General features: G+C 31.7%; 8 protein-coding genes. 1 reads left to right on the forward strand and 7 read right to left on the reverse strand.

All coding sequences use genetic code 11. The features are described from left to right. Positions 1 to 89: 89 nt before the first annotated feature. Positions 90 to 629, reverse strand: coding sequence for an RNA 2'-phosphotransferase (locus HYG85_RS05560; protein ID WP_212692644.1), 540 nt, complete (start codon positions 627 to 629; stop codon positions 90 to 92). Between the two features lie 910 nt (positions 630 to 1,539). On the opposite strand from HYG85_RS05560, the gene HYG85_RS05565 reads away from it, so the two are divergent. Continuing rightward, positions 1,540 to 2,580 (forward strand): hypothetical protein, encoded by a 1,041-nt coding sequence (locus tag HYG85_RS05565; RefSeq protein ID WP_212692645.1) that lies wholly within the window; start codon positions 1,540 to 1,542, stop codon positions 2,578 to 2,580. Between the two features lie 109 nt (positions 2,581 to 2,689). Here HYG85_RS05565 and HYG85_RS05570 read toward each other — a convergent pair whose 3' ends face one another. From HYG85_RS05570 to HYG85_RS05595, 6 genes are all read right to left on the reverse strand, one after another. Continuing rightward, on the reverse strand, positions 2,690 to 4,255 hold the full coding sequence (locus tag HYG85_RS05570) for a hypothetical protein (protein WP_212692646.1): 1,566 nt from the start codon (positions 4,253 to 4,255) through the stop codon (positions 2,690 to 2,692). A gap of 82 nt (positions 4,256 to 4,337) precedes the next feature. After that, on the reverse strand, positions 4,338 to 5,141 hold the full coding sequence (locus HYG85_RS05575) for a class-II aminoacyl-tRNA synthetase family protein (RefSeq protein WP_212692647.1): 804 nt from the start codon (positions 5,139 to 5,141) through the stop codon (positions 4,338 to 4,340). Between the two features lie 35 nt (positions 5,142 to 5,176). Further along, positions 5,177 to 6,790, reverse strand: coding sequence for an ABC transporter ATP-binding protein (locus tag HYG85_RS05580; RefSeq protein ID WP_212692648.1), 1,614 nt, complete (start codon positions 6,788 to 6,790; stop codon positions 5,177 to 5,179). Positions 6,791 to 6,831: 41 nt separating this feature from the next. Then, positions 6,832 to 8,562: an ABC transporter ATP-binding protein gene (locus HYG85_RS05585; RefSeq protein ID WP_212692649.1), complete on the reverse strand. Its 1,731-nt coding sequence runs from the start codon at positions 8,560 to 8,562 to the stop codon at positions 6,832 to 6,834. A 95-nt stretch (positions 8,563 to 8,657) separates the two neighbouring features. After that, positions 8,658 to 8,906, reverse strand: a complete 249-nt coding sequence (locus HYG85_RS05590) for an acyl carrier protein (RefSeq protein ID WP_212692650.1) — start codon at positions 8,904 to 8,906, stop codon at positions 8,658 to 8,660. 14 nt (positions 8,907 to 8,920) lie between these two features. Then, entirely contained in the window at positions 8,921 to 17,734 is an 8,814-nt protein-coding gene (locus HYG85_RS05595) for an SDR family NAD(P)-dependent oxidoreductase (RefSeq protein ID WP_212692651.1), read from the reverse strand. Positions 17,735 to 17,738 lie beyond the last annotated feature (4 nt).

The following is a 17,738-nucleotide window of genomic DNA, read 5'->3' on the forward strand; positions in this document are numbered from 1 at the left end:
CAATTATTATAATCTTAATTATATTATACCACTATAAAAGTGTTTTTTATACCTGTTTATAATAAAAAGCCTAATAAAATTATTCATATCTATTCATGGGTAATATAATTATTGGGTATTAAATCTGATAACCAAATGGTATCATTACCTAAGTAAAAGGCTACTCCATTATTCCATGCATCTTTAGCCATTACTTTCAACACTACAGGTTTGCTATCTCTACGTTTGCCTACTTCATAAGCTGTCTCCTTATCTTCTGATAAATGAACGTATTGTCTTTTCATTGGAGTCAACCCATTCTTCTTTATTGAGTCAAGAAATCTTCTAGCAGTACCATGATATAGAAATTCGGGCGGTTCAATCTTTTCCTTTATAATTGTTTTATTAGTTGAATGCCCATATAGTGCTCTTATTTTATTATCAATAATTTCATGTCTCTTTTTATTTGATTCATCAATTATTTTTATTAAATCATTTACATCTACTTTGTTCCATTTTTTCTTTTTTCTTAATGCCTCTAATAAATCTTCTGTATCTACCCATCCATCGTCATCAAGTACTAAGCCATACTCCTGTGGATTATGTCTTAGGGCATAAGATACTTCTTTGCTTAATTCTGTATAGTTCATGTTAGTTTCCACCTCTATATCTTCTCTTATTAATCATTACATTGATATTATGAAATTCTCATCTTCAGATGCTATTGCTCATTCTGTCATACCTATTAATTCTGTATATATTAGATAATTCTCTTTATCAAAACAAACAAAAATAATTTGCCTAAAATTCTCATTCCTCTTTAGAAAGTCTTTTATCCAATATAACTCCACCTCATATTCTGTTAATTTAAACATCAATAAGTAATTTCTTCAAATGATTTATCATATTATTAGCATATTTCAAATTAAATCTTGCAAGGTAATCAAAGCATGGACCTTCTATAAACGAGATTAAATCACTTTTCATCTCACTCAAAGCTACAAGCAATTCTGTATATGTACAACTAATATAAAAAGCATCGATCAATATCCACTTCTGATTCAAACCAATTAGGTTTATCATAGTATGGGTTCATTATTGTAGGCTTAATAATTAATTTATTTCTTTTCTCCATTATATCAATCTCTTTCTTAAATACTATGTTTATTTAAATAGTTGTAAATTTTTTATCATATAATACAACTCCTAATTTACCAATAGTATACCATATTCCACAAAAAACTAATAGTAATACAATTCTTAACTAATTAATTATTATTAATAATTTAGATATGTTGTTTTTTTAGCATATATCATAGAAATATATATGAATGTTGCAAATAATAAGTACCATTAATGAACATTATTTCCATCAAACACTCATACATATATTAATTATAGTCAAATATTATTGACACAATCACACATTGCTGATACAATCAAATAATATTATAAATATTAGCAACATTCTAAGTTACTTGTATTAATCAAAATATAAACACTCATATATTAATACAAGCTATTTCTAAATTAATTTAATCAAGGAGGATTAAAATAAAAATGAATAGCAAAAAACTACCCATTAGTAGTACTCCAATTATTGGCTATGTAGTCCATGCATTCCCATTATCAATAATTTTTAATTACGATAAGTGTATGCCCTGGTTTTCTTGTAACTATATTCAATTGATATGTCGTACTACCCTAAGAAATAATTTTTTTGACTTTTTCACATTATGTACTGCAACTGAAATCCCTTGGGTTGGTTCTATATATCCTGGTATACCGTGGCTTAATACTCATTCAATAGATAATTACACATTAATTGATTGTAATATAAATATAAACCGATCAATTATTAATTCATTAATGCGAGATAACTATATAGTTTGTCATCTTGATGAATACTATGTTCCAAACAGACCTACATACCAAAAAGAACACTTTTTCCATGAAAATATGATTTATGGTTTTGATAATGATAAAAAGGAATATGATATATTAGGTTTTGATAGTAAGGGTATTTTCAACAGTACCAAAATAAGTTATGATGAATTTGAACAAGCTTCAAGTGACCTAGCTACACATAATCATGATATAAAACTTTTACATATAAAAGATGATTTTACATATGATTTAGATTTGAATTGCATAAAAAATTCATTACTTGATTACCTTAATGGTGAAAACTCTAGCAGTAAGTATACTATACTAAGAAACCCTACTACAGACTTTGCATATGGAATTGATATATATGAGCAACTAATTAAATATCTCAAATTATTGCACAATAATGTAGGGGTAAATGATATTAGACCTTTCCATTTATTATGGGAACATAAAAAATGTATGGTAATAAGAATAGAATATCTCATGAAAAAATATACTGGAACTGTATGTGATTTAGAAGCAATTAAAGATGAATATATCACTATTCAGCAAATCTGCTTTTCAATACGTAACTTATTCTTGAAATTTAATATGACAAAACGCGTTGAAATAATAGAAAAAATCATACCTTTATTAGAAGATGTTTGTGATAGAGAACAGAGTATCATACCTAGATTTATTACAGAAATAGAACGTTTAGAAAAAGCCTGATACTATAATAAGGGACTGTGGATATTATAATACCTCTTCCATAATGGATATATTATATAACAGTCCCTCTACTTCCAATCTCTTTGTAATAATTATTGTTATTACCATATCACTCGTTCTTTTTTGCCATTGTGATAGAAAAAATATGCATATTGGGACAATAAGGCAACTCAATGCTTTTGATGATTTTACTGGAATCAACTGCTATACTAGTACCATATATGTGAACATCAAAATCATAACATTTTATTTTATTATCTTTAATTACAGCACCCTCTCCTACCCAAGCTATCAAATCATTAAATCTAGGTGATTCACTTAGCCAAGAAGTCAAGTATAATACCTTCTTCTCCTTAGTACCATCATTGTAATTAATTATAATATCGTTTGAATGACTACCAATATCACAACACCCTAGTATAAAAATACTATCATAGCTGGTTTCATCTATTTGATCTATATCTAGCACTTGTGAATAACATTCAATATTGTCACATGTTTCATTTACATACTTAGGCAATCTAAATTTCATATTTTCTATTTCTAATACATCTATTTCTAGATTCTCATTCACCACTAAAAATCTATCATCTCCTATCACATTAGGATAATACGTTTGATTCTCAATATATCCAATAGCATTATTATTAAAATGTGAGGTAATATCTAAATATTGATACTTACTGAATTCATATTTCTTATAATGGGTATATGGAACAAATGGTTTTATAGGCTCATCATCTAAAATCTTATATAACTCATCAATGATTTCTTTTTCAAAACTAGCTACTTCCTCTATCTTCTTGGCAACTTTATCAATGTAATCTGATGAATTCTCAATATAGTTAGATTTAATAAGCATCCCATAGACCATACTCCATACATTAGATACATATATTAACCTATCTATTATGAATTTTAGATCATTAATTTCATATTGTTCCATCAAACACATTAGTGAGAGTGCGAATCGCCGTCTATTACGGTATACTTCTCCAAGTTTTGAGATTATTGGTGAAACAGATATCATATCTTTATATGGTTCAATCTCTTTTTTAACATCAAAACTCTTTTTAACGTCCCTAGAAAATTCAATAATACAATGAATCATATTATATTTATTTATACACTTCAATTCTTTTTTTATTAAAGATTTCCAATCTAGTTTCTTGACTTGTTGTTTTTGCTCAAATGTCAGAAATAATGAATTCCCTTCTGCAAAATCTTTATAAGGCAAAGCTACTTTTTTATTTATAACATATGAATCTATACAATAAATATTCTCATCATCCATATCAGTTACAATACAAAAATGATCTGAATGTCTTACTTTGTAGCTTCTAATAATCCAGTGGCAATAATATATATCCATTTTTATAACAACTGGTTTATCTTGTTTGATTTGATCCCGTATAAAATCTATCTTTTCAGATAATGTATTTTTAACAACAATATTAGTATCTAATCCATGATATTTATGTAAATATGCCCATTTTAGAGAGTATAATGCAATCTTATCTCCAAGACTTTCCCATTCTTGATTATTATTATAAAGAAAGCGCCATGCGTCTATAAACATTAACCTATATTCACACTTTATATATTTAGATATTGCAGCTATCAACATATCCAAACAATCATATGCTGGATTCTCCTCAATCACAATATTCATCATTTGTATCCTTCCTCTCTGGTATTATATCTAATAATTCCATCATTATCTTGAGTTCTTCTCTCTTCAATTCCTCTACCAGAAATTACTTCTCATTTATCCACTTAATTAATCTTAACCATCTTTCATGTCCAACACCTACACAACCTGTAACAATCTCATTACTATTATCAAAATTATATGTCTTACTGAACTTTGTACCATGATAATTAAATGAAGCAAGAGCAATTTCCCTTTCATCAATATGAACAATCAATTCTCGTTTCATTTGATTCATTAACTGAAATTTTTTCCATGCTTTCAACTGGTTGGATGAACCAAAGAAATGATCAAAGGCTGGTTGTACAACTGCATCTTCATCTATAGTCAATACATACTGATACAACCACTTTTCAAATTGTTCTAAGGATTCCCTGACATATGACTCTGATCCAATAAAAATACACTCTCTTACATTGAATTCCCAAAAATGCTGTAATCCATCATGCTTTCCCCCTTCATATCGATACACTTTTCCTTTTCCTGTAAGGCACATTGATTCTGATATGACTTGGTTTTCAAACATTGGGTAAACATGAAGACAGGCGGCAGGAGTCAAATATAGCCCACTTAGTTGTGACGTTTCATCTGTAATTTCTCTCTCTGCTTCAATTTGTTCATAGTGGTCTGGATGAGCAACTGCGACTGCAGTTAATTGATGTCTATTTTTACCAAAATATCCGCTTTTCTCCAATATATCTCTTCTTATAAAAGAGGGTATTATAATATTCTTTGCCTTGAATATCTTTAAGAATTCACAGATTTTGTTATCTAACTCTTCAATATAACTGCAATCCTTCTCATCCAAGCAAAAGTATTCATTGTATAATATACTACGATTGTTATTCATGTAAAAACCTCTCTTTCTCTCTACAGCTTTTAGGCTTATATGTTTATAATTCGATCAGCAATAGCCAATGTAGATTCTCTATGTGTAATGGCAATAACACATTTCCCTTGATTCTTGAGCTCTTTTAATGTCTCCAGGATAATCTTTTCTGATACACTGTCCAAGGCAGCAGTAGGTTCATCCAAAACAATGACAGACGCTTCTTTTAATAGACTTCTGGCTATGGCAACTCTCTGCTTCTGCCCACCTGATAGATTCATCCCTTCTGTCCCAACTTCATAATCAATATCCAGCTCTTTATGGATAGCAGCCTTAGATAAAGCATCAACTATTTGCTCCCTTGTTGCATCAAAATCTCCATACAGGATATTATCAAGTACTGTCCCTTCAAACATATCAGCCCTTTCTGGTACATATGCAACTTCTTTTCTCAATTCTTGAATGGAGAAATCTTTTATATTAACACCTTTATATAATATCCTACCATTATAATCTACAAACCCAAGCAATGCTTTGATGAGGCTTGACTTACCACAGCCACTTTGCCCTGAAAACATAACTATTTCACCTTTAGAGAATTCTAGAGAGATGTTATCTAATACACATTTTTCCCCATAGAGTAATCTCACATTTTCATACTTTAACAAAGGCTCATTTTCATTATGTAAAGAAGGCTTAATTCCATTATTCTCATCTTCAATATCCATAATGTCTAAGACACGGTCTAATGATATTTCATGGGATTTGAAGTTGGAAACAGCCCAACCAAATCCTGATATATGAATTACGATATCCTTACATAATTGAGTTATTAAAATTACTTCTGGAATAGATATATAACCCCATGCACTAAACAGGCATGCCACAGGTATCATAAGAGTTGAACATATATAAGAAAATAAATCTAATGTAATTATTTTATAAGATTCCATTCTCCCCATCTTATCCTCAACTGATTTTAAGTGCTCTGCTTTATCTTGTAACTTGGAACTTATTTTTTTCTCAGCATTGATTAGGCGGATACTCATTTTACCTCGCACTGTGTTCTGATATAGATTCATGAAATCGGCCTCACCGTCTAAGTGCATTCGATTCAGTTTTTTATGGTACTTTACAAAATACTTGTTGAAGAAAATAATTAAAATACCTATTATTAAGACCATTATCCCAATATAGATATTAACTAGAATGATGGATGCTATATATCCTAAACCAACGATAATGGGGTAAATGGATAGTACAACATCATCTGTCACCATAGCTGCTGCTAGATCTGAGTCTGTGTTATATCTTGTCAACGCTTCTCCATTATCATAGATGGATGTTTTTGATATAGGTCCATTCTGTAGTTTATTATAGATTTCTTGTTGTATGTTGGTTCGTGCAGATAAACGAAATTGTTTTATTAAAAACGCTGTTATGTATTCAAGTAGATTGGCTATTAATAAACCTACAAAGACAAACCCTAAGAGTAATGCAATATGTTTTATAGTAATACTTTTATCTTCAAGTTTTTCCACATATAATTCAAATCCATAGGCATAAATTAAGCGAGCAACCAAAGTCGTCACTGGATAACCCAATATACCAACAATCCATAATATTGGATGTTGTTTAATAATTCTTATCATTTTTTTAATAGCTTTCATATACATGTACCTCTCTTATTATTCATGTTTAGAACTATATGTTACATTTCTGCAAACATCATTCCATACTCTTCATTCTTTTCCATAAGTTCCATATGTGGCGCATATCCAGCTATTCTAGCATCTTTTATAAATAAAACCCGGTCAAATCGCTCAAAATCAATTCCACTATGACAAATTACAATAAAGGTCTTATCTTTTAAATCATCTAAAAATATATCCATAATCCTATTGGTATTATCTTCGTCCAAAGCTGATGTGGGCTCATCGCAAATATAAACCTGGCTATCTTTCAAAAATGCCCTTGCTATATTAACCCTCTGGTCTTGACCATTAGATAGCATATGGCTTCCAGTACCAATAACCGTATCTAGTCCATTTTCCAAAGTAGCTATGTATTCATTTAACTGTGCCTTAGTTACAGCCCTTTTCACATCAGTTGTTTTCTTATTTTCATCAACTATACGGACATTATTACCAATAGTATCATCTAGTATAAAACTCTCTTGAGTAACTACAGCTATATTCTCATAATATCTCTTCTTACTCATATTATTAATAGGCTGCCCCATGAATTCTATGGAACCTTCCTGTGGTTCATAGAGATTACACAACAGCTTTAATAAAGTGGATTTACCACAACCGCTTTTTCCAACAATAGCTATCTTTTCACCTTTATTTATACTAAAACTAATATTTTTTAATATATAACTATCAGTATAGCAAAAAGATAGATTTTTTATTTCATATGCAATATTGCTAGGATTATTGTTATTAATATTTTCTTTCGACTCTTCTTGCTCCTCTTTATTATCCTTTAAGTCTAATATGCTATTTACTCGATCTATGGATGCTCTAACATTTTGATAATTAGCAGGTATTGATTGAAGAATAGTTATTCCTTGTCCAACTATATCCATTAAAAAAAGCATAGATACCAATTGTCCTAATTGCAATGTACCATTAATGATATTTTTAGCTCCAATGCCCAACACTAATAAAAATCCAAAATAACCATTCATAGCAGCATAATAATTCATCATTCTGTTAAATAAGTAAGTTTTGCGCTCTGATTTTTTTAAGTTACTCAGCTTGATTTTATTATCATCCATGAATTTTTTTTCCATATTATATGCCTTGATCATCATTCTGAAATTCAAAGAATTTATGAAATAGTTGATTACTTGTCCTTTGTTATCTCTTTCCTTCATGGTAAGAGGATATATTCTTTTTGCCCAAATATTATTCAATAATAGGGTAATAAGCAACAAGCCTATAATTGCTACTAAATCAATAAGAGTCCAACTTGTATAAAACATATAGAATATATATATAATACATAATCCCAATTTTATAGGCAATTCTCCTAACAGAAATAGGGTATCAAACCATTTTATAAATCCATCAACATCTGTAGACATGATAGATAATATTTTCTTATCATCCTTTGCTTCAAGTTCTTTATAATCAGAGTAGCATATTTTCTCGGCTACCATTTTCCTTAATCGATACAAAAATCTGTTCTTTACTCTAAAAGATATCCTTTTTTTTATGAAGCTTGTTAGAACTCTAATGATAACTGCTGCACCAATGATAATAGTATTTCTGACAATTTCTTCATGACTTGCTACATCAATAACAACACCTATCTCATAGGTATAAAAAAGCTGTGACAAAGCTGCAATAAATGCTCCTATAAAAACCACTACCAGCATTCTTTTATAGCTTTTACCGTATATTCTCGCTATATTACGATTTACTCTTTTTTTCATATACACCCCTCTTACCTATCATTGTTAGTAAGCTGTGTTCCTTAGTTGAATATCTATCCAATGTTATTAAAGAACACAGCTTGGGATACAATTATTTAACTTTTTTCTTTATTCCTTATAACTAAATCGATAATACTTGTTACGTCTGAATAATTTTCCATATTATAGTCTTCGTAAGATACCTCTAGGTCAAAATTTTCTTCTATGAATAATATGAGCTCAACAACAAAAATGGAACTAAATTCATTAATGGATTCTAGCTGAGTTGTTTCTGTAATCTCTTCTGATTGAAGCTTCTCTCTAACATACTCTAATAGTTTATCTTTAATTTCATCTCTATTCATATTCATTCTCCTCACTAAGCGGTGATAATATTTTTACCTTCTAATACATCAGTCACAATATCACCTATTTTCTCTTCTCCTTTTATTTTGGTAATATGACCTAATAGTGCTAGATACTTATCAATGAAATCATGAACCTTTTCTTCACTAAATTCATTGGAATAATCAACTTTCATGACTAAGAAAGAATTCTTATTGGTGATTTGTATATCAATATCGTATTTAGCAAAGCTAACTGGAAGGATTATATCCCCAGAACCTTTTCTTTCTCCTTCTACAATATCCATATTAGGGCTCTCATAATCAAACATGATATTAAATAGGTTGGAACTACCATCCTTATGGGTTTTTCTGTATTTTTCCACCATCCTATCATATGGATAGCATTGATTGGCTAAATCATTATTAATATTCTTTTTCATCTCAAGAATGAAATCACTTAACAGCTTATCTGCCACTGGATAATTTCTCATTGGAAGAGTATTAGTAAACATTCCCACGATATTCATGACATCCTCATGTACTCGCCCTATACATGGAACACCTACAATTACGTCTTCACTGGAATCAAACATATGTATTACCAGATTAATACCCATTAGGAACATGGCAAATAACGAAGCATTATTCGTTTTAGCTACTTTTTCAAGGCTATTTATCAGTTCTTGATCCAAGGTCAGGCTAAAACTTCCAGATTGGTCTTGTTTATCCTGGGACTCAAAATCTTGAAGATAGTTTTCTCGTACATAACCCTTCAAACGTTCATCCCAATATCCTTCCATCTTGTTATATTCTGTTGATTGTACGAAATCTTTCTCATATTCAATATAGTGTTTATATTGATATGTAGCTTCAGCTAATGGTGATTCAGTTATGATATCATTAAGCTCTCTATTAATAATACTAGATGAGTAACCATCAATAATAATATGATGCATATCAAAAAATAGCACACAACCACCATTCCCCAGTTCAATGACCGACACCTTAAAGAGCGGAGCTTTACCTAAATTAAATTCTGTTAGTAATTCATTATAGTCAATATCATTTATATCCTCTTGATAATAATAAGATATATCCGGTTCAATATCTTCTTCAACCCTTTGACATATGGATTTACCATTAAAATAGAAACTTGTTCTAAGGACATCATGTCGATCCATTAGAGTCTTAATACAATGGTATGCATTTTCTTTTGATTCCATTTTATCCAGCTTGAATGCGAATGGATTATTGTATATCTTTTTATTTTTACTTCTCTTATAAACCACATACATTCTCTTTTGAGCGTAGCTTAATTCGCCTGTCCACTGGGAATCTAAATATTTACTTAGGATACCTGTTTCCTCTTTTTCTTCTTTCCCAACTGTCTTCTTCATTAACTCATCATGAATAAACTCTGACAAAGTATATATTGATGTATATTCAAAGAGATTTGCCACATTGACAATATCTGAATATAGGTTGTCAATATACCCATGCATCCTAGTTAATAGAATAGAATCTCCGCCCATTTCAAAGAAGTTATCATAAATATCAATATCATCATATCCTAGTATTTTTGAATATATCTTACATAAGTTATCCTGTATATCTTCTATTTCGTTAGAAATCACTTTATTATCAATATTTAATTCATCTATCATATCTAGATGGCTAGTTTTTTCGCTATGTGGAAGAATTAGCAATTTCCCTTTTTTAACTTGGGCTACTTCAAATCCATCTTCAGTCAGTATACGATCACCTTTATGTCTATTCATATAGATTTTCTTTAGATGATCCATCTTCTCTTGAATATCCTCTGAAATCCTATTTCGGCTATAATCACTTATAACTAATAAATTCTCATTGATATTATACTGTCCAATAATTACTTTTCTCACCGGACTCTGTAACAGTCTGTCAAGATAATAGATGGCTTGGGAAGTAGTGATGGCTTTTGTAATGGTATCCACATTAATACCATATCTCACGGACATACCCGTTTCCTTCCATGAAACCCAATTAATAACATAAGTTCTGTCACCTCTAGCATTTCGATAATCAACAAAGGCATCTAAATAAGAGTTAGCACCTACATAATCACTTTGACCTGCTTCTCCTGAAAAAGTAACTGCCGAAGAATAAAGCATTATAAAATCTAATTTCTCATCCTTAGTTAATTGATCAATTATCCAAGTTCCTCTCACCTTAGGAGCTAATACCTGTGCAAATTCCTCTTTTTCCTTTCTTAGTATATAACCAGCACCAGCAATTCCAGCTGAGTGGAAAATACCATGAACCCTACCTACTTCTTCCTTTATCTGTTGATAGACCTGTTTCATGCCTTCATAATCCGAAATATCTACAGCATAAATGAGTACTCTAACACCATTTTCTTCGATTTCTCTTAGAATAGCAGTTTTCTTTTTATGCTCATCACTTAGGTCAGGGGAATTCCACTCTTCTCTAGGAAGAAAACCACTCCGTCCTAGTAAGGTAACACTACTACATCCTTTTACCGACAGATATTTTGCGGTTTCAATACCTATATCTCCTAATCCACCTGTGACTATATAGTTACCATCTTCTCTAATGATATCACCCTGTGGCATGACTGTTTCTTCTGTAAAGCATTCCACATATCTAATACCTTCTCTAAATCCAACAAGATAAAGTTTTCTATCCTTCGTAAGAATTTCATCTACTGCCAATGGCATATCCTGAGCATCTTGTATGTCTATTGCTCTACATTCAATATTAGGATATTCTTGTTCAATGACCTTACCAATACTTAGCACTACAGCATTTTCAGGATATAATACCTTTTCCTTCTTAGATATACTATAAGCACATTGTGACAGAATGATTAATTCAAGATTCTTGCTATAATGTGTATTTATCATGGCTTTGATTAGATTAATAATATGATAAAAACCATTATCTAAACTCTCTTCAATCTGCTCATATTCTGTATTATCCATTATGTTGGCATTTTCTCTCTTATTATTCTCCTCACTTATGGAAGCAAGGTGAATTATTTTATCAATATCATAAGAGTTGATTGCTTCAAATAATTGTACACAGGATTCTATAGAATTATTGATTCTATAGATTGAATCATCAACCTTCTCATAGGTTTCACCAAGGAATACCTGAATCACATTGATTCCTCGTTCAGTTAGAAGCTCTGCCATATGATGCATAGCAAAGTAACTGCTATGGAAAAGCAAATAGGTTTTTCCTGTTTGGCTACCATCAAGATTACTTTCCCCATAATCTTCTCTCATCCACTTCATGGTGTAATAGAAACTATCAAAATTAACACTCTCTATCTCATCTGGATCAGAAGGAGGTGGGAACCAACAATACTCTTTCTTATAAGGATAAGTTGGAAGATGGAGGTGGTATCCTTCCTTATTGTAAAGTTGAAGCCAATCAATATCAGCACCTTTTGTATATGCTTCCAACAATTTTTCCATACTCTTTTTATCTCTATTATGTATAACATCTTCTAACAGTTTTTCAGCCTTATGATTCAATACCTTATGTTCTTCCACTGTCAATTCAAAATCTTGTCGTACCTTTTTGTTTTCAGAAACAATTGCGTATTTACCTTGATGAATTCTATAATTGTCATCATCACCATTAAGGTAAGCTTCTAATGAAGAAATAAGTTCATTAATGCTATTGACCCTAAATCCTACTCTATAATTATAGTGACCTCTTCCTGTAGCAAGGGTATATAGTACATCATAAAGATTCTTTTCTTCATTACTGCAAAGCCATTGTATTAGATTCTGTGCTAGTATTTTCAAACCCTCTTGATATTTCGCAGAAATTACAAATACAGTAGGAGTATCTTCTATCATTTCTTCATATTCAATCTTTGGTGGTTCCTCAAGAACAATATGACAATTGGTTCCACTCATTCCTAACCCTGTAATTCCAGCTCGTCTAGGAGTATCTTCTCTCTTCCACTCTCTTTTCAAAGCACTCATATATACAGGTGAATTAATAAAATCAATGTTCTGATTAGGCTCTTGGAAAAATACTGTAGGAGGCAACTCCCTATACTTCATCATTAACAGTACTTTAATGATACCGCTGATACCAGATGCTTCATTGAGATGTCCTATATTGGGCTTAATTGTTCCTAATGCACAGAACTGTTTTTTGTCTGTGAAAGCTTGAAAAGCATGGGTAATACCTTTAACTTCAATTGGGTCACCTAACGCTGTCCCCGTACCATGGGCTTCAATATAACTAATTGTTTCCGGTTCTATTCCCGATTGAAGCCAAGCCTTTTGTATAACCTCTGATTGAGCAAGGTAATTAGGAGCAGCTATACCAAATGAACTTCCATCCTGATTGGAAGAACTTCCTTTAATAACGCCATATACACTATCCTTATCCTCCAAAGCTTTTGATAGAGGTTTTAATAAGATAGCTCCAACTCCTTCTCCAACGGCAGTCCCCATAGCTCCTTCTGAAAAAGATCTTGTCTTTTCTTCACTGGATTCAAATCCAACTGTAAATCCACCAGCTAAAGGAGACATGGTTATGGATGCTCCTCCAACCAATGCCATATCGCATTCTCCACTTCGTATTTGTTGACATGCTGTATGCATGGCTACTAACGAAGATGAACAAGCTGTATCAATAACCATAGTTGGTCCTTTCAAATCATTTACATAAGCAATTCGGCTTGCTGCCATACTTACTTGATTCACTGGTAATGACTCTCCGAATAATTCTGCATCCAATTCATACAAGATACGGCTATACAAATTACCTAGATTGGCTGTATAACCTAGAAAAACACCTGTGTTGCTTCCTCTTATTTTCAATCCTCCATATCCTGCATCTTCTATAGCACTGTTACAACACTGTAAGAAGAGTCTATTGATAGGATCAATTAATTTGGCTTCTCTTGGTGACATATTAAAGAGTTCATAATCAAACTTATTTATTTCATCTAAGTAAGCACATTTGTTAAATCTAATATTATCTTTCTCCATACCCAAATAACGAAAATGTTTTCTTAGATCCTTAGCTCTTTCTTCTGGTATTTCCCTGACTACACTTACTCCATTAATAATCATTTCCCAATATTCATCTATATTTTTCGCACAAGGTAGATCAATTCCTATACCAATGATAGCAACGTCCTTTTCACCGTAGTGTTTTGGTACATTATTAACTCTCTCTTTTGATTCCTTATCTCTTTTAGAGGTTATATCTTGTTTGGAATCTAGATACTCTGATAATTGCCTTACGCTAGGATAAGCAAATAAATCTGTTAATTGTAACCTTTCTGGATAATACTCATTTATGATATTGAAAATATGCCCCATTAGAATAGAATCTGCACCCATTTCAAAAAAGTTGTCATTGATATCAATTTCTTCATATCCCAATACTTCTTGACAGGCATGAGCAATCTTAACTTCGATATCACTATACTGGGAATCACCAGTACCTGATATCATCTTTGGCCTATCCGTAACATTTTTTTTCTTATTCTTATCCTTCAATGCAGCCAATTGATCCATAATATACTCTGAATACTTAATAGGATAATTGTTCATCATCAAAGCTATTGGACTATCAAAATTCAACTCTCCAATAATTATATTCGTATAATCTGATCCTAAAACATCTAGAAAGCCTTTTATTCCGTCTTTAGTTTTAATTGTCTTGAATAATGTATCAACAGTAAAATTATGCTCTACTGACATACCTATTTCAGACCATGTTGCCCAATTTATAGTATATGTCTTACCACATCTGTTAGCCTTCCTATATTGACAAAAGTAATCAAGATAGGTATTTGCCGCAGTATAAGCAGATAATTCAATACTACTGAAAACAGTGGCAATAGATGAATATAGAACAAAAAAGTCCAGGTTATCTTCTTTAGTTAATTGATCCAGATTCCAGGTACCATATACTTTTGGCTTAAGCATTGCATCAATATCTTCTACGGTGGTACTTTCAATTAATCTTCCCCCACCTATTCCAGCTGCATGAATGACACCGTTTATTTTTCCATATTTCTTTCTGACTGTAGTTAATATTTCTTCCATTCTATCATATTTAGATATGTCAGCTTTGTAATATTCTATGTTTTTAGACAAGTGAGCCAATGTAGTATATCTATTATATTTCTCTAGCATTTTTTCCTGACCTGGATCAATATCCCCACTAGTAACAAGCTCACTTCGACCTATAACTATGAGTGTAGTGTCTTTTGTTGTTTCACAGATTTTCTTGGCTGTCTCATAACCGATTCCACCTAATCCTCCAGTAACAATATAAACACCTGAATCAATTAATAATTCACTACTATCTTGACCTGATGGTATGATTTCTTTTAACCTTTCAACATACCTTATATTGTTTCGATAGACTACAACCTCTTCTTTGTTCTTGGAATTTATTTCTTGAATAATATAATCAAGTGTTGTCTCATAATCATAATCAACAAAGCAAAACTTGATTTTCTTCAATTCTTTACTTATACATTTACCTAATCCTAAAGCTGTCGTATTTTGAGGATTGATTACTTCTTCGTCGCCAGTAATACTAATACCATTTTTTGATAAAACCACTAATTTAACATTTTCCTGATTTTCATTATTACTAATTAATTTAGCCAACCATAATAATGTATGCAGATTATTCTCCTGCATAATCATAAGCTTATCCATATCTTCTGTATTACACTCATATAATGAATATATGATGTGAGAAACTTTCTTCATCTTCTCCAGAATTTCTTCCTTTTGTTGTTCTAGTGCATGGACATTTTTTAATAAAACAGTGTCTCCATTGCTTTTTTTCTTCAATACCCCTTGTTTTAGGTCTTCTATCTGACTTTCGTCCCAGCCAATAATCAATATATTTTCTGGAGCATTGTTTACATTCATAATATGTTCCATTTGGAAATCTTTGGTATAGTATAATTTTTTCTTATTTTTGTAGACTTTCTTAGGCAACCATAAGCTTGTTGGTTGGAATGGGTATACTGGCAAATGAATATGCATACCTTTATATTCTCCATACATTTTTTCCCATTGTGGAGTAGCTCCCAAAACGAAATACTCACATACTTCTTCCAAGTCTTTCCTTTCCAAGGTCTCAGCCTCTAATAATCCATTAAGCTTACCTGTTAATTCATCCATTTGTTTTAACATAGCTTTTCGGCTCTTATAATCACTATTATCTCTTACTATCATGTGATAATATATCTCTTGGTCTGGGTATTCAATTAATCCATTGTTATCAATATGTTTTAATTTCCTTAACAAGTCTTCCTTGCTGGTTACGACAAAGGCTATTCTCCTATCATAGATATCATTATATAGATTGACATTGTAACAAAAATTATAATAATCAACTTCTTCATAGTTTTCTCTTATATACTCCAAATACTGCCTGATCTTAGCCTTAAGACTATACTCTGATTTTGCAGCTATACTTATGAGTGTTGGTTTGTCAACCGTCTTCCTATTCTCTTCTTCACAGTTGTTATAGGCTTCCAATACAACATGGCAATTGGTTCCGCTTAAACCAAAAGCACTAACTCCTGCAATGTATTTTTTCCCATTATCTATGTAACTTCTTGCTTCCGTATTTACATAGACAGGTGAGTTGATAAAATCAATGTTCGTGTTAGGTGACATAAAATTGATTGTAGGAGGAATTGTTTTATGTCTCATAGATGCTACCACTTTTAATAATGCAGCTAATCCTGAGCATTCATACATATGTCCTAAATTACTTTTTGATGACCCAATAGCACAAAACTGTTTTTTATCAGTAAATCTGCAAAAAGCTTTATTGATGCCTTGTATCTCAATGGGATCACCTAATCCTGTAGCTGTTCCATGTGCTTCAATGTACTGTATATCTTCTGGATTAATATTCGCTTTGTTCCAAGCATCCACCATTACATCAGATTGAGCTGTTGGATTAGGTGCTGTTAATCCTGAAGCTGTTCCATCGTGATTAATGGAACTTGATTTGATAACTGCATATATAAGGTCTCCATCTTTTTCTGCCAAATCTAGTGGCTTCACAAGAACGGTACAACACCCTTCACCCATAGAAGAGCCATCTGCTCCTGAATCAAAGGTTCTTGTCTTACCATCTAGTGCCTCTATCCCTATTTTCATGTTATCCAAAATCAGAGGCAAGACATTAAGCTTAAGACCTCCTGCTACAGCCATTTCACAATTACCTGATAAGATATGCTCACAAGCCTCATGAAGAGCAACAAGAGCTGAAGAACATGCTGTATCCATAACCATAGTAGGGCCTTTCAAATCCAGCAGATGTGCAATTCTTGATGGTATAAGCGGTGCCATATTACCAGTCATTGAATAAGGTAATAAATCTGGATGATTCAATGCTATATCGACAATATAATTATCCTTTAAGGACGATGAGGTATAACCTAGAAATACCCCTGTTTTTGATTGCTTGAGTCTCTCAGCCGTATAGCCTGCATCATCAAATGTATTTCGTATGGTTTCTAAAAAAATACGTTGAGCTGGGTCCATTAATGAAGCCTCTCGTGGTGAGAGCTGAAAAAATTCATTATCAAATTCATCAATTCTTCCGATATAAGAACCTTGATAGAATTTTGGTTCTTCGCCACTATCATTAAAAATGTTGACTAACCCCTCCACACCTTTGGCTCTATATTTTGGAAAGTCCTCAGTACAGCCTATTTTGTTCTTGATAATTTCCCAATATTCTTCTAAATCCCTAGCACAAGATATTTTTAATCCGATACCAATAATAGCAATATCTTTTCTTGGTTCTTTCCTCTTATTTTCCATAATT

This window comes from Vallitalea guaymasensis (genome assembly GCF_018141425.1).
In the GTDB taxonomy this organism is placed as follows: domain Bacteria; phylum Bacillota; class Clostridia; order Lachnospirales; family Vallitaleaceae; genus Vallitalea; species Vallitalea guaymasensis.

Bases quoted from the DNA above. Each gene is read 5' to 3' on its own strand.
- HYG85_RS05560 (WP_212692644.1), bottom strand. From the start codon at position 629: ATGAACTATACAGAATTAAGCAAAGAAGTATCTTATGCCCTAAGACAT.
- HYG85_RS05565 (WP_212692645.1), top strand. From the start codon at position 1,540: ATGAATAGCAAAAAACTACCCATTAGTAGTACTCCAATTATTGGCTAT.
- HYG85_RS05570 (WP_212692646.1), bottom strand. From the start codon at position 4,255: ATGATGAATATTGTGATTGAGGAGAATCCAGCATATGATTGTTTGGAT.
- HYG85_RS05575 (WP_212692647.1), bottom strand. From the start codon at position 5,141: ATGAATAACAATCGTAGTATATTATACAATGAATACTTTTGCTTGGAT.
- HYG85_RS05580 (WP_212692648.1), bottom strand. From the start codon at position 6,790: ATGAAAGCTATTAAAAAAATGATAAGAATTATTAAACAACATCCAATA.
- HYG85_RS05585 (WP_212692649.1), bottom strand. From the start codon at position 8,562: ATGAAAAAAAGAGTAAATCGTAATATAGCGAGAATATACGGTAAAAGC.
- HYG85_RS05590 (WP_212692650.1), bottom strand. From the start codon at position 8,906: ATGAATAGAGATGAAATTAAAGATAAACTATTAGAGTATGTTAGAGAG.
- HYG85_RS05595 (WP_212692651.1), bottom strand. From the start codon at position 17,734: ATGGAAAATAAGAGGAAAGAACCAAGAAAAGATATTGCTATTATTGGT.